This window comes from Actibacterium sp., from assembly GCF_055134745.1.
Genome location: NZ_JBSRVX010000034.1, coordinates 16,623 through 31,653, shown reverse-complemented (window position 1 = coordinate 31,653; position 15,031 = coordinate 16,623). Strand labels below are relative to the sequence as shown.

The following is a 15,031-nucleotide window of genomic DNA, read 5'->3' as shown; positions in this document are numbered from 1 at the left end:
CGCTGATGTTGATGACCGCGCGCCGGGCCGGTGAAGGCGAGCGGATGGTGCGCGCCGGGTCATGGGAGGGGTGGCATCCGACGCAGATGCTGGGGATGCATGTCTCTGGCAAGCGGATTGGTATCATTGGTATGGGTCGTATCGGCAAAGCGATTGCGCGCCGCGCGCAGGCAGGCTTTGGTATGGACGTGTTGTTCTTCAACCGTTCACCCGTGGCTGATGCGGGCGTGCCTGCAAGGCAAGTGACACTGGCCGAAGCCATGGCCGCAGATGTCGTGGTCTTGGCAGTGCCGGGTGGCAAGGAGACGCATCATCTGGTCAACTCAAGCACGCTGGCCCATATGCGGCCACACGCCATCCTAGTCAACATCAGTCGGGGCGATGTGGTGGATGAGGCGGCGCTTGCCGAAGCACTGATCGGCGGCCGTCTCGCCGGGGCGGGGCTTGATGTCTATGAGTTTGAGCCGCAGATCAATCCGGCGCTGATGGCGCTGGAAAACGTGACTCTGCTGCCGCATCTGGGCACCGCCGCTCTCGAGGTGCGCAGCAATATGGGGATGATGGCGGTCGACAACCTGATCGCATTTGCCGAAGGTCGGGATTTGCCAAACCCTGTCTAGGTGGCCCGCGCCCGAAGGCGCCCGCCGCCGGGTTAAATCCAAATCTGCGGACGCTCCGCGGGGAGTATTTGGCAAGCCCCACTGCCAGTGGGCAGGGCCGCTTTCTGGCTTCTACCGAAGGATAGCTCTGACCAGACGCAGGATTTTTCAGCGATTTGCCTTGGTTTTGCCCACGGCATGCCTTGGGCTGGCCGTCCGGATGGAACAGGGCTGAACACACTGGCTCTGTGCCAGGGAAGACGGGGTGCGGATGGGGCGTTTGCGATGATCTGGCCGATGTCCGCTGGGGCGGGGCAGGACGGACCTTCGGTGGTGGCCGAGGGAATTCTTGCCACGACACCGATTGCCACACCCGAAGGTTGGCGGCCCGCGGGCGATCTACAAACTGGTGCGCAGGTGATGACCTTTGATAGTGGCAATCAAACGGTGTCTCAGGCACTGACGCTGTCTTTGGAAGACCCGCCGCCGGAATTCTGGCCTCTGCGAATTCCGCCGTGGGCGATGGACAACCGCGAAGAGGTGTTGCTGCTGCCCGAGCAGAAGGTGCTGATCGAGTCAGATTGTGCCGAGGATCTCTTTGGCGATCCTTTCGCGCTGATCCCGGCACGGGCGCTTGAGGGGTGGCGAGGCATAGAGCGGTGCCGGCCGCCGCCCCTGCTGGCCGCAGTGCAATTGCGCTTTGTGCGGCATCAGGTGATTTATGCCAGCCGGGGCGTCTTGTTGTCTTGTGCGGGGGATGCGTTGGCCGAGAGCGATTGGCAGGCGCGCGATTACAGCATCTGTTCGCTGGCGCAGGCGCAGCACATGATTGTTTGCCTTATGGCCGAAGAGGCCGGTGCTGCTCTGCGCAGGGCAGAGCAGCACCGGCAAGGTTAGGCAGCCTTGCGGGCCGTCTTGCCATAGAACGTCTTACCCGACGCCGCCATGTCACGCAGCAAGTCTGGTGTGGCAAAGCGCGCGCCCTCGCTTTGGGTCAGGGCGTCGCAGATTTCCACCGCACGCGCTGCGCCGATGATATCGAGCCAGCCGAACGGGCCACCCGACCACGGCGCAAAGCCCCAGCCGAGGATGGCGCCCACATCGCCTTCGCGGATATCGGTCAGCACGCCATCTTCCAGCGCCCGCACCGCCTCCAGCACCTGCGCCATCAGCAGGCGGTGCTGCACATGGGTCAGATCGGGTTGCGTGTCCGCCACCGGATAGCGGCCTTCCAGCCCATCCCACAACCCTTCGCGCTTGCCCGCCGCGTCATAAGTGTAAAAGCCAGCATTGGCCTTTTTGCCCAAGCGGCCCTGATCGGCCATCCAGAACAGCACCTCATCCACCGCGCCATCGGGATAGGCGTCTCCCATCGCCAGTTTCGTGGCCTTGGCAATCTTGACCCCCAGATCAATCGAGGTTTCATCGACGAGTTGCAGCGGCCCCAGCGGCATCCCGACCAACTTGGCCGCATTTTCCACCAAAGCAGGCTCTACCCCTTCGGCCACCATGCGGATACCTTCGTTGATATAGGGGATGATGCAACGATTGGCGTAAAAGAACCGCGCATCGTTCACCACGATCGGCGTCTTGCGCAGCTGACGCACGAAATCGAGCGCCTTGGCCACGGCGCGGTCGCCTGTGCCCTTGCCGCGAATGATTTCCACCAGCATCATCTTTTCGACCGGCGAAAAGAAATGGATGCCGATGAATTCATCAGGCCTGCTGCTGGCCTTTGCCAGATCGGTGATCGGCAGGGTCGATGTGTTGGTGGCAAAGATGCAGGTCGCATCGGTTGCGGCCTCGGCCAGTTTGGTGACCTCGGCCTTTACCTTGGGGTCTTCAAACACCGCTTCGACGATCAGATCGCAGCCCTTCAGCGCGCTGTAATCGGTGGTCGCCGTTATGCGCGCCAGCATCGCGTCCTTCTTTTCGGGCGTCGCCTTTTTGCGGGCGATGCCCTTGTCCATGTAATCGGCGCTATAGGCCTTGCCGCGGTCGGCGGCGGCCTGATCGCGGTCGATCAGCACGACCTCGATCCCCGCCTGTGCCGCGACCAGCGCGATGCTGGCCCCCATCATGCCCGCGCCCAGAACGCCCAGTTTGCGCACCTTCTGATCGGGCACATCGGCGGGGCGCACGGCACCTTTTTCCAGCGCCTCTTTGTTGACGAACAGCGACCGGATCATCGCGGATGAGGATGGGTTCATCAGGATATTGGTGAACCAGCGCGCCTCGATCCGCAGGGCGGCATCAAAGGGTACCAGCGCCCCTTCATAGACCGCCGATAACAGCGCCTTGGCGGCCGGGAATGCGCCTTGGGTCTGGGCGTTGACCATGGCGCTTGCCCCGACAAAGGTCATGAAACCGGCGGGTTGATAGGGGGTGCCGCCCGGCATCTTGTATCCTTTGGCGTCCCAAGGTTTCACAATATCGGCATCCGTGGCCGACAAGACCCAAGCCCGCGCATCGGCCAGCGGGTCGGCGGATACCTCATCAATCAGACCGGCCGATTTGGCCTGTGCGGGGCTGCTTTGCTTGCCCTCCAGCAAAAAGGGTGCGGCCGCCATCGCGCCCAGTTTACGCACCAGCCGCGTGGTGCCGCCCGCGCCGGGGAAGATACCGATCATGATCTCGGGCAGGCCGATCTTGGCCTTAGGATTATCGGCGGCAAAGATACGGTGACAGGCCAGCGGAATTTCCAGCCCGATGCCAAGGGCCGTGCCGGGCAGAACGGCGGCAATGGGTTTGCCGCCCTTGTTGGTCTTGGCATCCATCCCGGCGCGCTCGATCTTGCGCAGGATGGCGTGGATTTTCATGATGCCGTCAAACAACCCGGCGGCGGGGTTGTCGCCTGCCTCATCACGCATGCGGGCCAGCACGTTCAAATCCATGCCAGCGGCGAAATCGGGCTTGCCCGAGGTCAGCACGATACCCTTGACGGCCGGATCGGCCAGGGCGGTATCAATGAACCCGTCCAGTTCGGCAAAACCGGCCAGCGACATCACGTTCATGCTTTTGCCCGGCACGTCCCAGATGATCGTGGCCACGCCATCGGCATCGGTGGTATAGTGGAATTCGGCCATCTTGGCTCCTCCCTGAATAAATGGCTTCGACGCGGGTGTCAGACCCGTTCGATGATCGTGGCGGCCCCCATGCCGGATGCGATGCACAGCGTGGCCAGACCGACCTGTTTATCTGTGCGCTCCAGCTCATCCAGCAAGGTGCCGATGATGATCGCCCCGGTGGCACCCAACGGATGCCCCATGGCGATCGACCCGCCATTGACGTTGACCACGGATGGATCGACATCAAAGGCCTGCATGAAGCGCAGCACGACCGAAGCAAAGGCCTCGTTCACCTCGAACAGGTCAATGTCGGAAATGGCCATACCGCTATCGCGCAGGATCTTTTGCGTCACCGGCACCGGCCCGGTCAGCATGATCGTCGGATCGGTGCCGATCTTGGCGGTGGCGCGGATGCGCGCGCGCGGCTTCAGCCCGTATTCGCGGCCAAATTCGGCATTACCGATCAATACGGCCGCCGCCCCGTCAACGATACCACTGGAATTACCGGCATGGTGGATATGGTTGATCCGCTCCAGATGCGGATATTTCAGCAGTGCGACCTTGTCGAAACCGGGCATCACCTCGCCCTGATCCTTGAAGGCGGGCTTCAGCGCGCCCAGCGTCTGCATATCGGTGTTCGGGCGCATGTATTCATCGCGCGTCAGGATCGGCAGGCCGTTCACATCCGTTACCGGCACCACGGATTTGTCAAACCGGCCCTGCGCCCAGGCATGGGCGGCGCGGCGCTGGCTTTCCACCGCCAGCGCATCGGCATCATCGCGCGAAAACCCGTATTCGGTGGCGATGATATCGGCCGAAATGCCCTGGGGCACGAAATAGGTTTTCATCGCCAGCGACGGATCGACGGCAATTGCCGCGCCATCGCTGCCCATTGGCACGCGCCCCATCATTTCGACCCCGCCCGCGACATAGGCCCGCCCGGCACCTCCGCGCACCTGATTGGCGGCCAGGTTGACGGCCTCCATCCCGCTGGCGCAAAAGCGGTTGATCGACAGCCCCGGCACCTGCTGATCAAAATCCGAGGCCAGAACCGCGCTGCGCGCCAGGCAGCCGCCCTGTTCGCCGACCTGGGTGACATTGCCCCAGATCACATCCTCGATCGCGGTGGTGTCCAGATTGTTGCGATCCTTGATCGTGTTGAGCACACCCGCCGACAGATGGACGGATGTGACCTCGTGCAGGGCGCCGTCCGCACGGCCCTTGCCGCGCGGGGTTCGGATGGCGTCATAGATAAAGGCATCGGTCATAAGAACCTCCTTTACAGGCCACGGTCGGCAGGCGATCCGGGCATCAGGTCATAGGGATGTTTCCAGCCGGGCAGGGCGGCGATGCGATCCAGCCAGGCGTCGATATTCGGGTAATCCTTGCGGTCAAAGCCGAAAGGTTCGGGATAGAACAGATAGCCGCAACAGGCGAAATCCGCGATGGTGGGTGCATCGCCCACCAGCCAGTCGTTTCCGTCCAGCGCGCTGTCCAGCGTCTTGAAGGCGGCGGTCAGCCGGGGTTTCAGCCAGTCGATGACACCGGCGGGCTGTTTTTCGGCGGGCACGAAGTTCATCAGATAGCGCAACAGGCCACATTGCGACGACATCTTGTGATTGTCCCAGAACACCCAGCGCAGCACATCGCGCCGCTCATTCGCGCTGCGGCCGCCGAACTTGCCGGTTTTCGATGACACATAATCCTGGATCACCCCCGACTGGCTGAGCGTGACATCGCCATCAATCATCACCGGCACCTCGCCCATGATGTTCATGGCGCGGTATTCGGGCGTGCGGGTTTCACCGTTGAAGAAATCTACATAGACCGGCTCCCAGTCGGCATCCGCCAGTTGAAGGGTCAGCGCCGCCTTGTAGGAATTGCCGCTTTCGCCAAAGCAAAGAAGTTTGATGGTCATGTTTCCTCCGATGGTCCGCCTTGTGATCAGGGCGGGGAATTTGAGTATTTTTGCCAAGAAGATAAGACATGGCAGCGATGATAACCGGCCGTTAACCTTGATGCGGGCAATGTCGGGATGCGGTACAGGCTGGAGAGCCGATGACCGCCCAAGGAGATGCCCTGCCATCCCGCCGATCTGCGTGCCGGATGGCAGGGCGGACATGCCCCATCTTCTTGGTCCAAATACTCTCGCCGAAGGCGGCGCAACGCAGGGGCCGGGCGGGCGCTCATTTCTTGCGGGCCTCCAGTTCCGAGTTGAACAGCCGCAGGCGATGGCCAAAGGTTTCTTCGTCGATCACGGAATCGAAGTTTTCGAACAGGAAGGACAAAGCCTCGCCCTCATCCAGCCCCGATTGCTGGGCAAAGCGTTTCAGGCGGCGATAGCCGTCTTCGGTCATGGCGACCGGAAAGCGGCGGGTCAGGCGGAAACGTTTGGGCATCTTGTCCCTTTCAGGGTCAGAAACTGGCGGCGTCCAAGGCCATCACCGTATCGGCGCCGCTTTGAATGCGGGCCAGATGCATCGTGGTGGCGGGCAGGTGCCGTGCCATGTAATAGCGCCCGGTCGCGATCTTGGTTTCATAGAAGTCGGTGTCAGAGGCGCCACCGTCAAGGGCGGCCTGTGCGGCTGCGGCCATGCGCGCCCACATCAGCCCCATGCAGACATGGCCGAACAGGTGCATGAAATCATTGGCGCCGGCCAGCGCGTTATCGGGATTTTTCATGCCGTTCTGCATGAAATACATCGCTGCGGCCTGCAGGTCTTTCGATGCCTGTTTCAGGGGGTCGAGAAAGCCCTGTTTCAGCGCCGCGTTGCTGTCGTTTTCCTTGATGAATGTCTTGACCATTTCGAAAAATGCCATGGCGTGCTTGCCGCCATCCTGGGCCAGTTTGCGCCCCACCAGATCCAGCGCCTGAATGCCGTTGGCCCCTTCGTAAATCTGCGTGATCCGGGCGTCGCGCACGAATTGCGACATACCGTTTTCTTCGATATAGCCATGGCCGCCAAAGACCTGCTGGGCCGATACGGCCATTTCAAACCCCTTGTCGGTCTGAAAACCCTTGATGACGGGGGTCAGCAGGGAAATCAGCCCTTCGGCATCCGCATCACCCGACCGGTGCGAGCGGTCGATCAGATGCGCCCCCCACAAGGTCAGGGCGCGGGCACCTTCGACAAAGGATTTCTGGTCCATCAGCATCCGGCGCACATCAGGATGCACGATGATCGGATCGGCAGGGCCGTCGGGATTTTTCGTCCCGTTGACATCACGCCCTTGCAGGCGGTCGCGGGCATAGGCCAGCGCGTTCTGATAGGCGGCCTCGGCCTGGGCATAGCCTTGCAGGCCGACGCCGACGCGGGCTTCGTTCATCATGGTGAACATCGCGCGCATGCCCTTGTGCAGATCGCCCAGCAGAAAGCCCGTGGCGCCGTCATAATTCATTACACAGGTGGCATTGCCGTGAATGCCCATCTTTTCTTCCAGATTGCCACAGGTCACGGTGTTGCGATCGCCCAGGGTGCCATCGGCATTGACCATGAATTTGGGCACGATGAACAGCGATATGCCCTTGGTGCCTTCGCCGCCGCCCGGCGCCTTGGCCAGCACCAGGTGGATGATATTGTCGGTCAGGTCGTGTTCACCGGCGGAAATAAAGATCTTTTGCCCGGTGATCTTGTAACTGCCATCCGCCTGCGGTTCGGCCTTCGTGCGCATCATGCCCAGATCGGTGCCGCAATGCGGTTCGGTCAGGTTCATGGTGCCGGACCAGTCGCCGGTGACCATTTTGGGCAGATAGGTCGCCTTTTGGTCATCGGTGCCATGGGTGTGGATGGCGGAATAGGCGCCATGCGTCAGGCCCTGATACATGTTGAAGGCCATATTGGCCGACACGAAGATTTCACCCACGGCCGTGTTCAGCACATAGGGCATGCCCTGGCCGCCATATTCGGGATCGCAGTCCAGACCCATCCAGCCACCGGTCTTCATCTGGTCATAGGCCTGTTTGAAACCTTCGGGTGTGCGCACCACGCCGTTCTCCAGCATGCAGCCCTGCGTGTCGCCGACCGCGTTCAGCGGCGCCAGCACCTCTGTGGCCAGTTTGCCGGCCTCGTCCAGCACGGCGGCGGTAAACTCGGGTTCCAATTCGTTGTAACCGGTGATGTCGGCCGTGGAGACCTTCAGAAGATCGTGCATAACGAACTGCAGATCGCGGGTCGGGGCGGTATATGTCGGCATCTGATCCTCCCAAATCTTGTGCGGCGGTGGCAATCTAGTTGGCGGCGCGGGCCTGGGCATAGGCAGCCAGTTGCTGTTCGCCCCAGGCAAGCTGTTCTTTCAGGTCGCTGATCGCTTCCGAAAGCTCGTCGCGCTGGCGTTCCATGTCTTTCAGGCGTTCCAGCGCCATGTCATATGTGCGGCGCAGTTGCGTTTCCTGCTGGTCGCCGGTGTCATACAGGTCAAGCAATTGACGGATTTCTTCGAGGCTGAAACCAAAACGCTTGCCGCGCAGGATAAGTTTCAGGCGCGCGCGATCGCGGCGGGTGAACAGGCGTTTCTGGCCCTGGCGGATCGGCGACAACAATTCCTTTGATTCATAAAAGCGCAGCGTGCGGGGGCTGACATCAAAGGCTTCACACATCTGTCGGATCGTCAACTGATCGTCATTCATCATTCATACCACTTGGTCACACAAGAATCTGCAGGGCTTATAGCCACTATACAGCTAAAGTTGACGTGCACGTAAACAAGACGTCACGTCACATCTTGTCCATATCGTGATCAGGGGCGCATCGCCCCGGTATCTGTCATGCTGTCATATCTGCGCAGCGATGGTGTCGTGCAGTTTTTGAAGGTCGTCTATCGTTTCGCCAAGCTGACTGTGTTCGGTGCGCAGTTCTTCCAGCTTGCGCGCGGCCAGTTCCACCCATGCCTGGTTTTGTGCCGTTGTGCCCTGACGCTCATAGATTTCCAGCCATTGCCGGATTTCTTCCAGGCTGAATCCGAAACGCCGACCGCGCAGGATCAGGGTCATGCGGGCAATTTCGCGCGCGGTATAGGTTCGGTTACGTCCATCGCGCTGGGGCGATAGAAGTTCAATATATTCGTAATATCGCAGCGTCCGCGGCGTGACGTCGAAGCGGGTGCACATTTCCTTGAAATTCAAGGCCTGTTCCGTCACCGTTTCCTCCTACGGTGTCTGACAATGACCTTACGGTAACCATATCAGGCGCAGCACGCAAATCAGTTCATGAAGCCGGGTGCCAAAAAGAAGAACAGGTAGGACAGCAACAACGCTGGGATCGACGAATAGACAGTCGCCAGAATAGCGGCGCGCGGGTTCAGCGCGATTGCGGGAAACAGGGCGTCGCCATCATTCGATATCGTATTTCCCAGCAGTGCCGCGAAGGGGATCATGCCGTTCACATATAAGGTCGTGACCAGAACCTGCGGCCCGCAGCCCGGAATGAACCCAACGACAACGCCCATCAGCGGCAACAGCGGCGCGATGGATTGGAACAGGTGTTTAAGATCAAGCCCGGCAAAGGTCGCGGCATATTCATAGGCCAGATAGGCCCCGATGACCCAGATCGAGATGAAACTGGTTTCTTCGGCGGCACGTGCGGGGGGGGCATCATCGGGATGGGTCATCGCCTGCACGGGGGAGGTAGCCCAGATTGCCAGCCCTGCCGCGATACCGGCCAGCGCGATCCAGGACACCGGCACACCCAGAACCGAGTCGAGCGAAACCTGCGCGATCTGAGCCGCGCCGACAACCAATCCGGGGACCGCCAGCGCCAGATAAACCCAGTGCAGGGGTTTGATGCGGCCAATGCGGGGGGCAATCGCGCAGGATGCAGCGGCTTGTTCGATTCTGATCGGATTGAACCTGTCAACCAGCCAGCCCGACAAGACCCCGACGACAAAGGACATCGGCAAGACCACCGCGGCGGTTTCGGGCCGCGTCGCGATCAGCAGGAAGGCGGCATCGCCCATGGTCGCGGTCAGGGTTGCCACCATGGCGCCCATGCCGACATGACCCGAAGAATATGCAGCCACCACCACCACGGCACCGCCGCAGCCCGGCGTCATGCCCAGAAAGGCCGCGATGGGAACCTGCCACATTTTCGAGCTTTCCATCAGCGCCCCGATGTTGAACTTGAAAAACCGCTCGGCGCCGTAAAACAGCATCAATGTGGCTGCGACAAAGACAGACACCTGGGTGAATGCGTCGATCAGTTGCGATCGGGTTGTCTCTCCCAGCGGCCCGGGAAAGCAGGCAAGCACAGCGATTGCCAGCACCACGATCAGTCGTCCAGCGCGAAACGGCCCGATATTCGCGGGCATATCCGACGCCGCCGGCAACGCGGGATTGGACGAGTGGGGTGGCATGATGCAATCCTGTTTGATTGTGCGAATTATTATCAATTGCATAATTAGGGCTTGATGCGCGAATAGCAAGGCCCAATAAACCGATCTGCGAAAGGAAATGTGCAATGAGCGATTATGAATTCACCGAAGAGGATCTGGCGCATGGACCTTGCCCGCATGCCTCGGCGCTGTCGATCGAGCTTGGCACGCGCGAACACGGCATCGCAGAGATGGCGCTGCCCTATGCTGCGCATCTGGTCGGGGATCCCAGCACCGGCGTTATCCACGGCGGAGCTGTTGCCACCTTGCTGGATACATGTTGCGGAACGTCAGTCATGGTGCATGACATGTCGCCGATTTCGACGGCCACGCTGGGCTTGCGGATCGACTATATGCGTTCGGCCACGCCGGGGCAGGCCATCCGGGCGCGTGCGGAATGCTATCACATAACCCATACCGTTGCCTTCGTGCGGGCCACCGCGGTTGATGACGATGCCGAAAACCCGGTTGCGACAGCCACCGGCACCTTTGCCGTCACCTTTGCAGAGGGATCAGGCAAATGAGTTCGAATATCTCGCGCAGGCCCCCCGCCACCCGCGTGCTGCGCGAAACGGCGCTGCGCAATCTTGTTCAGGAAATTCCTTATATCCGGTTTCTGGGTATCAAGTTCGATCAGCGCGGCGAGGAACTGACCGCCATTTTGCCTTTCGACTTTGGCCTGATCGGCGATCCGATGCTTCCGGCACTGCATGGCGGTGTGACCGCAGCGTTTCTGGAGGTGACGGCGATCATCGAACTGGGCTGGTCAACAGTGTGGGAGCAGATGGAGCGCGGCGTGCCCGATGCGGGACAACTGGCGGCTGGCGCCCTGCCGCGGTTGCCAAAGACGATAGACTTTTCAGTTGATTTCCTGCGTTCGGGCCTGCCGCGCGATGCCTATGCGCGGGCGCGGATCAACCGCAGCGGCAGACGTTTCGCCAGCGTTCATGTCGAGGCCTGGCAAGACAGTCCGACCCGGCTGTTCGCGCAGGCGACCGGTCATTTTCTGATGCCGGGGCCTGACGGACACTGATCAGGGGCGGGCGTGGCCGGATTATCGGTTGTCGTGCGGCGGCCCTGGATCAGTGCCAGAACGGCCTGGGGTGGTCGGCCGATGGCAGCCTTGCCATTCGCGAAAACCATGGGGCGTTCAATCAGAACCGGGTTTTCCACCATGGCGCGCAGCAAGGTTTCGTCGTCTTCGGCGCCCGACAGCCCCAGTTCGGCAAAGCGGGCCTCTTTCACGCGCATCAGATGGAGGGCGGGCAGGTTCAACTGGTGCCGGGCCGCGCGCAGTTCATCAAGGCTGGGCGCGTCATCCAGATATCTGCGCACCACAGGGGCGATACCACGATCATGCAGCAAGGCCAGTGTTTCGCGCGATTTGGAGCAGCGCGGATTATGCCAGATGATCACATCGCTCATAGCCAGTCCTTTCGATCGACGCCCACAGCCTGCGCCACGGTATCGAACCCGTCGCGGGCCAGCAACGCATCCAACCCCCGGATGATACGCGGGATAAGGGACATGCCCTGATAAACCATCGCCGAATACAGTTGCACCGCATTGGCACCGGCCCGGATCTTGGCATAGGCATCTTCCGCAGATCCGATGCCGCCCACGCCTATCAGCGGGATCTGGCCCTGGGTCACTTCAGACAGCTTGGCCAGAACGCGGGTTGATTTCTCGAACAGGGGCGCGCCGGACAGCCCGCCTTTTTCAGCGGCATGGCGGCTGTACAACCCGTCACGGGCCAGAGTGGTGTTGGTGGCAATGATTGCGTCCAGCCCGGCGGCCCTTGCCACATCGGCGATGTCCGCCAGTTCGGCATCCGTCAGGTCGGGCGCGATCTTGAGGAAGATCGGGATCGGCCGGGCCAGCGCGCCCCGCGCGGCCATGACGCCGCCCAGCAATGCCGACAACGCGGCCTTGCCCTGCAAATCGCGCAGATTTTCGGTGTTGGGCGACGATACATTTACGGTCGCGAAATCCAGATACGGGCCGCATTGCGTCAGCACCTGCGAGAAATCCTGCGCGCGGTCGGCGCTGTCCTTGTTCGCGCCCAGATTCAGGCCGATCACGCCGCCTTTGGGGCGCGCCGCCAGCCGGGCGGCGATGGCCTGCATGCCATCATTATTGAACCCGAAGCGGTTGATCACGGCCTGATCTTCGCTCAGCCGATACAGGCGCGGGCGCGGATTGCCGGGCTGTGGGCGCGGGGTGGCTGCGCCCACTTCGACAAAGCCGAAACCCGATCGTGCCAGGGGCCGCAATGCGGTTGCGTTCTTGTCATAGCCCGCCGCCAGGCCAACCGGGTTGGGCAAGGCCAGTCCGGCGATATCGGTCGCCAGCCGGGCCGACGTCACAGGGCCGGGCAGGGGCACCAGCCCCGCGTTCAGCGCCCGTAACGACAGACCATGCGCCAGTTCCGGGTCCAGCCGATGCAATGCCCAAAGTCCAAGCTGCTCGATCATCTAGATGACCCCTTCGGGAAAGATATGGCCGGTCGCGCCCAACGGCAGGGATTTGTCCCACAGCACCTCGGACCGCCGCAAGGGCCGATACAGGTGCGGAAACAGCGCGCCGCCGCGCGACGGTTCCCAACGCAGCGCGTCACCCAAGGCCCCTGTGTCACAGGCCAGCAGCACCAGATCGCTTTCCTGCGCGAAATGTTTGGCGGCGGTCACGCTCACCTGACCCGCCGTCGAAAAATGGATGAACCCGTCGGCCAGATCGACCGGCGCACCCTGTGTTTCGCCCGCGCTGCAAAACGCATCCCATTCGGCGCGCCGGAATATCTTGAAAATCAGCATGGCACTCACATGCCCGTTGACCGCGCTGCGGTCAATGTCGCCGATGCGGGTGCCGGGGATTTTCGTATGACGGCAGGCTTGAAGCGGTTAACGGCGTGGCGGTTCCTTGCCGCCGTCGGTGCGGGGCTTGCGTTTGCCCGGGCCGGTTTTCGGTTTGTCCGGCTTGCCGGGGCGAACAAAGCGCTTTGACGTATCCGCCGCGTTTGATTTCGCGCGCGGGGGTTTTCCACCGGGCTTGCCTGCCGGCTTGGCTGCGGGTTTGCCGGCTGGCTTTGGCTTTCGGTATTTTTCGACACCGGGCATCGGTCCTGCGGGGGCCGCGCGCGTATCAGCGGGCTTATCGTGACGGGCGCGGCGTGGTGCGGTGCTGTCGGCATCCATGGCGCGGGCGGGTTTCCCCGGTGCAGAGCCGTCGGGCGACCAGCCTTGTTGTGCGCGGGCCGGTTTGCGCGGGGCGGGTGCGTCGTCGCGGGCAGGGGGCGGGGCGGGTGCGTGCGCCGGGGTTGCATCGTGGTCTTTTGCGGGCATTGCATCGGCGGGGGGGCGTGAATCGCGATAGGCCGGGCGGGTATTTTGTGCAGGGGTCACGGCATCGGGAACACCGTCAAGCTGGCGAATGGTGACGCCTTCTTCCAGGGTGCCGTCCTTGCCCAGCCTGGCCAGAAAGCCCGCGACGCTGGACTGTTCAATCTCGACGAAAGTTTCGGCTTGCTGCACCCGAATGGCGCCGATCGCCTCTTTGCGCAGGTTTCCCGCGCGGCACAACAGCGGCAGCAGCCAGCGCGCCTCGGCCCGGTCTTTCTGGCCAACCGACATGGCGAACCAGACGCTGGGGCCAAAGGGTTTGCGTTCTTTCGGATTCGGGGCGCCACCGGGGGCCGCCAGTTCTTCCGGGGCCGACTGGCGGTCACGATAGAGACGCAGATAGGCTGCGGCGATCCTGTCGGGCGAATGCAGTTTCAGTAGGCGGGCGGCGAAATCGGCCTGTTCGTCGGTGATTTCGGCCTCCCATACGGGATCGGCCAGAAGGCGTTCTTCGTCACGGCGCAGAATTTCCTCGGCCGAAGGCGGGGCGATCCATTCGGCCTGGATCTTGGCGAATTTCAACAGCCGTTCCGCCTTTTTGGTAGCGCTGGGCGGAATGATCAGCGCCGAGATACCCTTGCGGCCTGCGCGCCCGGTTCGGCCCGAGCGGTGCAGCAGGGCCTCGGGGTTCGATGGCAGGTCGGCATGGATAACCAGTTCCAGATTGGGCAGGTCGATGCCGCGCGCGGCGACATCGGTCGCAATGCAGACCCGCGCGCGACCGTCGCGCATGGCCTGCAGCGCGTGGGTGCGTTCGGTCTGGCTCAACTCGCCCGACAGGCTGACCACGGCAAAACCGCGATTGGCAAAACGGGCCATCAGACGGTTCACCGCAGCGCGCGTGTTTGCAAAGACGATGGCGTTCTGGGCATCGTGAAAGCGCAGAACATTGATGATGGCGTTTTCGGCATCCGAGTGGGCGACCTGCACGGCCTGATAGGTGATGTCGGCATGCTGGCTGGTGCCGCTTTGGGTCGAGACGCGCACCGCGTCACGCTGGTATTGTTTGGCCAGCTTGGTGATCATCGGCGGCACGGTGGCCGAAAACATCAATGTGCGTCTGTCGGCCGGGGCGGCGCCCAGCATGAATTCCAGATCCTCGCGGAACCCCAGATCCAGCATCTCGTCGGCCTCGTCCAGAATGACCGCGCGCAGGCCTGTCATGTCCAGCGAGCCGCGCTGGATGTGGTCGCGCAGCCGGCCCGGCGTTCCCACAACGATATGGGCGCCGCGTTCCAGGGCGCGCCGTTCATCACGCATATCCATACCACCGACACAGGAGGCCAGCCGCGCGCCCGCCCTGGCATAAAGCCAGGCCAGTTCACGCATCACCTGCAGGGCCAGTTCGCGCGTGGGCGCGATGACAAGGGCCAGCGGTGCAGCGGCAGGACCCAGCGTTTCGGCATCGCCCATAAGGGTGCGGGCGATGGCCAGCCCAAAGCCAACGGTTTTGCCAGATCCGGTCTGCGCCGATACCAGAAGGTCCGCGTCTTGCAGTTCGGGGGCCGTGACGGCCTGCTGAACGGCGGTCAGCGTGTCATAGCCGCGCTGGGCAAGGGCGTCGGAAAGTGACTGAATCATCTGGTAAGCTCTGTCCGTG

General features: G+C 62.0%; 16 protein-coding genes. 4 read left to right on the top strand and 12 right to left on the bottom strand.

The features are described from left to right. On the top strand, window positions 1-620 hold a 620-nt coding region (locus ACTCHC_RS07560; protein WP_463021874.1), incomplete at its 5' end, for an NAD(P)-dependent oxidoreductase. A 264-nt stretch (window positions 621-884) separates the two neighbouring features. Beyond that, window positions 885-1,496 carry a Hint domain-containing protein gene (locus ACTCHC_RS07555; RefSeq protein WP_463021873.1) on the top strand — a complete coding sequence of 204 codons (612 nt, stop codon included), beginning with the start codon at window positions 885-887 and terminating at the stop codon, window positions 1,494-1,496. Here ACTCHC_RS07555 and ACTCHC_RS07550 read toward each other — a convergent pair. The 8 genes from ACTCHC_RS07550 to ACTCHC_RS07515 form a co-directional block, all read right to left on the bottom strand. Next, window positions 1,493-3,685: a 3-hydroxyacyl-CoA dehydrogenase NAD-binding domain-containing protein gene (locus tag ACTCHC_RS07550; protein WP_463021872.1), complete on the bottom strand. Its 2,193-nt coding sequence runs from the start codon at window positions 3,683-3,685 to the stop codon at window positions 1,493-1,495. The two genes, ACTCHC_RS07555 and ACTCHC_RS07550, sit on opposite strands and share 4 nt — an antisense overlap. Window positions 3,686-3,723: 38 nt before the next feature. Next, complete coding sequence (locus tag ACTCHC_RS07545) at window positions 3,724-4,935, bottom strand: acetyl-CoA C-acetyltransferase (RefSeq protein WP_463021871.1); 1,212 nt, start codon at window positions 4,933-4,935, stop codon at window positions 3,724-3,726. Window positions 4,936-4,946: 11 nt separating this feature from the next. Beyond that, window positions 4,947-5,585: a glutathione S-transferase family protein gene (locus ACTCHC_RS07540; RefSeq protein WP_463021870.1), complete on the bottom strand. Its 639-nt coding sequence runs from the start codon at window positions 5,583-5,585 to the stop codon at window positions 4,947-4,949. A 268-nt stretch (window positions 5,586-5,853) separates the two neighbouring features. Then, window positions 5,854-6,066 (bottom strand): hypothetical protein, encoded by a 213-nt coding sequence (locus ACTCHC_RS07535; protein ID WP_463021869.1) that lies wholly within the window; start codon window positions 6,064-6,066, stop codon window positions 5,854-5,856. Window positions 6,067-6,082: 16 nt separating this feature from the next. After that, on the bottom strand, window positions 6,083-7,861 hold the full coding sequence (locus ACTCHC_RS07530; RefSeq protein WP_463021868.1) for an acyl-CoA dehydrogenase C-terminal domain-containing protein: 1,779 nt from the start codon (window positions 7,859-7,861) through the stop codon (window positions 6,083-6,085). Between the two features lie 34 nt (window positions 7,862-7,895). Beyond that, on the bottom strand, window positions 7,896-8,294 hold the full coding sequence (locus tag ACTCHC_RS07525; protein ID WP_463021875.1) for a MerR family transcriptional regulator: 399 nt from the start codon (window positions 8,292-8,294) through the stop codon (window positions 7,896-7,898). A 144-nt stretch (window positions 8,295-8,438) separates the two neighbouring features. Further along, entirely contained in the window at window positions 8,439-8,804 is a 366-nt protein-coding gene (locus ACTCHC_RS07520; protein WP_463021867.1) for a MerR family transcriptional regulator, read from the bottom strand. A 62-nt stretch (window positions 8,805-8,866) separates the two neighbouring features. Further along, window positions 8,867-10,015 carry a putative manganese transporter gene (locus ACTCHC_RS07515; RefSeq protein WP_463021866.1) on the bottom strand — a complete coding sequence of 383 codons (1,149 nt, stop codon included), beginning with the start codon at window positions 10,013-10,015 and terminating at the stop codon, window positions 8,867-8,869. Window positions 10,016-10,119: 104 nt separating this feature from the next. On the opposite strand from ACTCHC_RS07515, the gene ACTCHC_RS07510 reads away from it, so the two are divergent. Both ACTCHC_RS07510 and ACTCHC_RS07505 read left to right on the top strand, forming a co-directional pair. Then, window positions 10,120-10,557, top strand: coding sequence for a PaaI family thioesterase (locus ACTCHC_RS07510; protein ID WP_463021865.1), 438 nt, complete (start codon window positions 10,120-10,122; stop codon window positions 10,555-10,557). Continuing rightward, the gene (locus tag ACTCHC_RS07505; RefSeq protein ID WP_463021864.1) at window positions 10,554-11,066 is read left to right on the top strand and encodes a PaaI family thioesterase; all 513 of its coding nucleotides are present in this window, start codon (window positions 10,554-10,556) and stop codon (window positions 11,064-11,066) included. The genes ACTCHC_RS07510 and ACTCHC_RS07505 overlap by 4 nt, the downstream gene beginning before the upstream one ends. Here the strand turns inward: ACTCHC_RS07505 and arsC are convergent. The 4 genes from arsC to ACTCHC_RS07485 form a co-directional block, all read right to left on the bottom strand. Next, window positions 11,033-11,458: an arsenate reductase (glutaredoxin) gene (gene arsC / locus ACTCHC_RS07500; RefSeq protein WP_463021863.1), complete on the bottom strand. Its 426-nt coding sequence runs from the start codon at window positions 11,456-11,458 to the stop codon at window positions 11,033-11,035. The genes ACTCHC_RS07505 and arsC overlap by 34 nt on opposite strands. Continuing rightward, complete coding sequence (locus ACTCHC_RS07495; protein ID WP_463021862.1) at window positions 11,455-12,507, bottom strand: quinone-dependent dihydroorotate dehydrogenase; 1,053 nt, start codon at window positions 12,505-12,507, stop codon at window positions 11,455-11,457. Before ACTCHC_RS07495 ends, arsC begins: the two co-directional genes overlap by 4 nt. Beyond that, window positions 12,508-12,846, bottom strand: coding sequence for a DUF952 domain-containing protein (locus ACTCHC_RS07490; RefSeq protein ID WP_463021861.1), 339 nt, complete (start codon window positions 12,844-12,846; stop codon window positions 12,508-12,510). It lies immediately after the preceding gene. Between the two features lie 87 nt (window positions 12,847-12,933). Further along, window positions 12,934-15,012, bottom strand: coding sequence for a DEAD/DEAH box helicase (locus ACTCHC_RS07485; RefSeq protein WP_463021860.1), 2,079 nt, complete (start codon window positions 15,010-15,012; stop codon window positions 12,934-12,936). Window positions 15,013-15,031 lie beyond the last annotated feature (19 nt).